Here is a 4,229-nt window from a genome sequence, read left to right on the forward strand (position 1 = left end):
CAGGCCATCAAAGAGAAGTATTCGGCAACTACCTATTCCCGTGCTTTACGCGGGGCGAATGCTTCGGTTATGATCAATGGCCCTTTGCAACTGACCACTGAACAGATTAAACAATTAATGACCGAAGGCGCATCCATTGAAGATGTATATGAAACCGCCTATCTGGCAGGTGAACTGCAGCTTGACCCATTCGAACTGTATGCCCAGAAAAAAATGTATACCGGATCTTGGGATGCATTCAGATTGGAATTACAGGGTAATCCATCTAAGGTAACGGAAATAGTCTACGGCAAGTCTAATGTAGTCTTGTCCCCTGAAGCTCTAACAGTAACCTCAGAGGTGTATTCGGTCACAGATATAACCTATGGACGGGATAGCTTGGGACTGAAAGCTTTGCAGGTAGATGCTGTAACCACACTGGACATGAACGTGGCGCGGGTAGTCAGTGATTTTAAAATGGAAGTGGTTAACCAAACGGCGAAACCGCAATTTTCGGACCGTTCTTCTTCCGGTGAGATGATAGACCCTGCCTCAGGTACCCTGACATGGAAGGATACACAGCTCAGCTTACCGGGGCGTGACGGTCTAGACCTCAATCTTGGAGTTACCTACAGCTCCAGCCAGGCTGCCGTTTTTGACCCAATGTCGGGATATTATAATTACACTGCAACCAAGTTTGACTTAGGAACAGGCTGGAGTTTTACCCTCCCCTCGGTGCAAACCTATGGAAGTGAACTCTACTATCATGATGGTCAGGGAGCCATCTATCAGGTTATATACGATAACAGTAATACTTTACTTGGATATACCCATCTGAAGGGATATAAAGGCAAGGATAAACGATTTATGTATGATGGTAGTCATACCTTCACCAGCAATGGCTATACGGCTTCTTACTATTTGGAGCATGCTAACAAGACCAGGGAGTATTTTGGGGGGCCTGACAATGCGCTTCTGGGTATTGTTGACCGCTTCGGGAATGCGATTACTTTTAAGTACGGAACTACGGCAACCGCAAACCAGTTACCAAAGGGTGTACTGAGTGAAATCACAGACAGTGTTGGACGAAAAGTGAAATTTGAATATGATCTCGTTAACAATAACTATCTGCCTGAAAACACGGATTCAGTTGAAGAAAAGATGACGGTCACAGTAGTGGATTCTTCCGGTAAAGAAGGCCAAAAGGTAATTTACACGCGTATTCGCGTGGGATACGAAGTACATACCGTTTACTCTAACGGGAGTTTTACCCGATATTGGATTGGTAACCCTAATCCGGTACTGAAATCGATTACCTATCCGAATGGAGAAAAAGTGCAGTTTGGTTATACCAAGGGGTTTTTGAACTACAATACGGACCTTAAAGAGTTTAAGCCTTGGGACTTTAATACGTATGCCCAAGCCTATCTCCGGCTGAATGTGGTGCAGTATCCTCAATCCAGGACGCAATATGATTATGTGGATGTGATGCGAAATTTCGGGCCGAGTGGCGGAATCCGCAATGCCAGAATTTCCGCAAGATATGATCAAATACTCAAATCAGGCACATTCAGCGGAGATTACAACCGTGTAAGTTATAGTGAATCCCGCAGCTATGATGCTTATCCGCAATACTACATGGAAGATAATTACCCGGATTCGTTCAGCTATGCGGGAATCACTGAACAGACTGCTTCAGCCGGGAAAAAGGTAACAATAACTAACACATTTAACGGCAAAGGCCAAGTGCTTTCTACCGAGCAATTGTCTTCTAATAATGAACGAATTGTCGAGAAGAATACCTCTTTTCATTCTGTCTTTACGCAATCACCGACAACCAGCGAACGTTGGGAATACGGTCCGGGAGACTCAGATGCGGCGGCAAACAAACTCTATGCTGAAACCAGCTATGATGAGTGGGGGAATGTATCCAGTGCTACCCGGTTAATGACCGACAGTCAGCGAAATAATGCGACATTAAAAGGTCGGAGTACAACTAGCTTTGCGTACGAACCGACATACCGTTTCCTTAGTTCGAAATCCTGGTATGCAAATGAGACCCAAGCGGCCCCGTACACAGAGAGCTACACGTATACCGCTCAGGGCCGCTCGCAGACCCTTAAGAATGCGGTTGGAGAGACTATAAGTTACAGCTATGAAATGGCACCGGATGGCAGCAATCGTCTATATAAAGCTACGGCAACAAAAAGCTCTGGCGGAAAGACTGTCTCCAAGGGTGTAGTAACCTATGGTGCGGAGACAGCATATGCTTATCCTACGATCGAGGAAGCGTATTCGAATATTGGGCTTTCTAATCAGCAGATTGTGAAGAAAACAACTTCTTATGATATGGCGACAGCAAGAGTCAGCAGTGTGAAAGAAGGGACTAATCCAGAAACTAAGTATGCTTATGATGGATTGGGTAGACCAACACAGATCAGCTATCCGACCTTCTCCAATCAGGATGGACAACAATACAGTGTTATAGAGCAATTCACGTATCAGCCAAACCAATTATCTGCAGACTATGATAGCGTGAACGCTGGAATACACAGCTTGAAGGTAAGTGCTTCGAAGACGATGACGGGTATATCAAACGGCTTGAAGCTAACTACCAGCAGTGAGGCCTTCTATGATGCTTTTGGTCAAGCGCTGCTTGAAAGGCAATCGGACGAGTACAACGGTAAGTGGGCAGTCAATCAGTATCACTACGACAACTTGGGGCGTCCCGTTTATTCCAGAGATGATGCAGGTAATATCGTAACGGCAGAATACGATGCGTGGGGAAGGCAAAATCAGGCGACGGATCCGAACGGTAATCTGCTGATTAGCAACTATTCGCTTAAGTCCCGAATCAGCACCAGCTATCTGCAGGAAAAAAGCACCGGCAATCAGTTGAACTATGTCGAAGCGAGCTATGATCCGTGGGGTAATAAAAGCTCAGTCGCTACATACAAAGACTGGCCGAGTAAATACGAGCGTATTGCGGATACCTACAGCTATGACTTCGCCGGCAATGTCGTAGCCTATACGGATCCAGCGGGTAACAAAAACGAAAATAGTGTTACGGCTCTATATACGTATGATGGATTGGGCCGGTTATCGGCGGTCAAGGATGCGCTAAATCAGACAACCAGCTATACCTACGACGGGAATAATCAACTGGCTAAGGTGACTGTGCAGGCGAAGAATGGGACACCGCAGACGTTAAACACTAAGACATACAACGAGCTTGGCCTTTTGACCCAGAAGCAAGACGGGGCTTCCCAGAATGAAACATATACGTACAATAATATGGGGCAGCTCAGCAGCAAAACAGACCGTAATGGCAGCGCGTTTACCTATGCGTATGACGAGAGCGGCCAACTGAAAACAAGTAAAATTAGCGGGATCGTTGGCGGCATAGCGCAGACAATGGAAACCAAAATTAATATTGGCGATCAAGGGCCTCAATACCATTCGGTACAGACTTTGACCAATAATGTGGTCACTGCTAAACAAACGCAAAAGGTAGACAGTCTGGGGCGTGTAAGATCCACAACGTCGGTAGTAGGCGGTTATAGTGCCAGCATTGTAAATACGTATGATACGATAGGGCGGCTTAACAAGCTTCAGGACAATCAAGCGACCTATACGAACTACCAGTACATTAAACTGCAGCTTAAGCTGGTGCAGACGAACGGAAGCGATGCCCTGAATAATGCTGCCGCAGTTAATGCCCAGTATAGTTACTATGCCAACAATCAAGTCGATACCATCATTTATCCGACTCTAGCAGATGGAAGTGCGTTAAGTACAAAGCATCTGTATAACAAAGCCTTGGGCTGGACGGATAGTATAACAAATTACAAGGGAAGTACCGTGATCTCCAAATATGAATATAAGTACGACAAAAACGGAAATATCACTTCAGTGCTGGAGACGCTCAGCGCAGGTGCCGGAGGAAATGGAACTGTTAAGACCACAGGCTACGGCTATGACGGGCTGAATCGGGTAACGTCGATCTCCCGGCCGGACGGCAGCAGTGTAACCTACACCTATGACGTGCGGGGGAACCGCTTAACCTCCAGCGATACTGCAGCGTCCAGTGTAACGATGACAGATACTAGTTATACCTATGATTTGCAAAATACGTTAACCTCAGTAACTTCTGGTACCAGTACAACAAAGTTCAATTATTATGCCGACGGTTTGCGGTACTTGAAAACCAACGGGACGACGAGCACTAGGGTGAATTATAACCTGAATGG

Annotated in this window: 1 protein-coding gene; it reads left to right on the forward strand. The window is 46.0% G+C overall.

Annotated elements, in window-relative coordinates; translation table 11 throughout:
• Window positions 1-243: 243 nt before the first annotated feature.
• Window positions 244-4,229 (forward strand): RHS repeat domain-containing protein (locus BN3772_RS29765; protein WP_167336702.1); only part of this gene is annotated, 3,986 nt, incomplete at its 3' end.

Origin of the sequence: Paenibacillus camerounensis (assembly GCF_000723885.1) — a bacterium.
In the GTDB taxonomy this organism is placed as follows: domain Bacteria; phylum Bacillota; class Bacilli; order Paenibacillales; family Paenibacillaceae; genus Paenibacillus_AQ; species Paenibacillus_AQ camerounensis.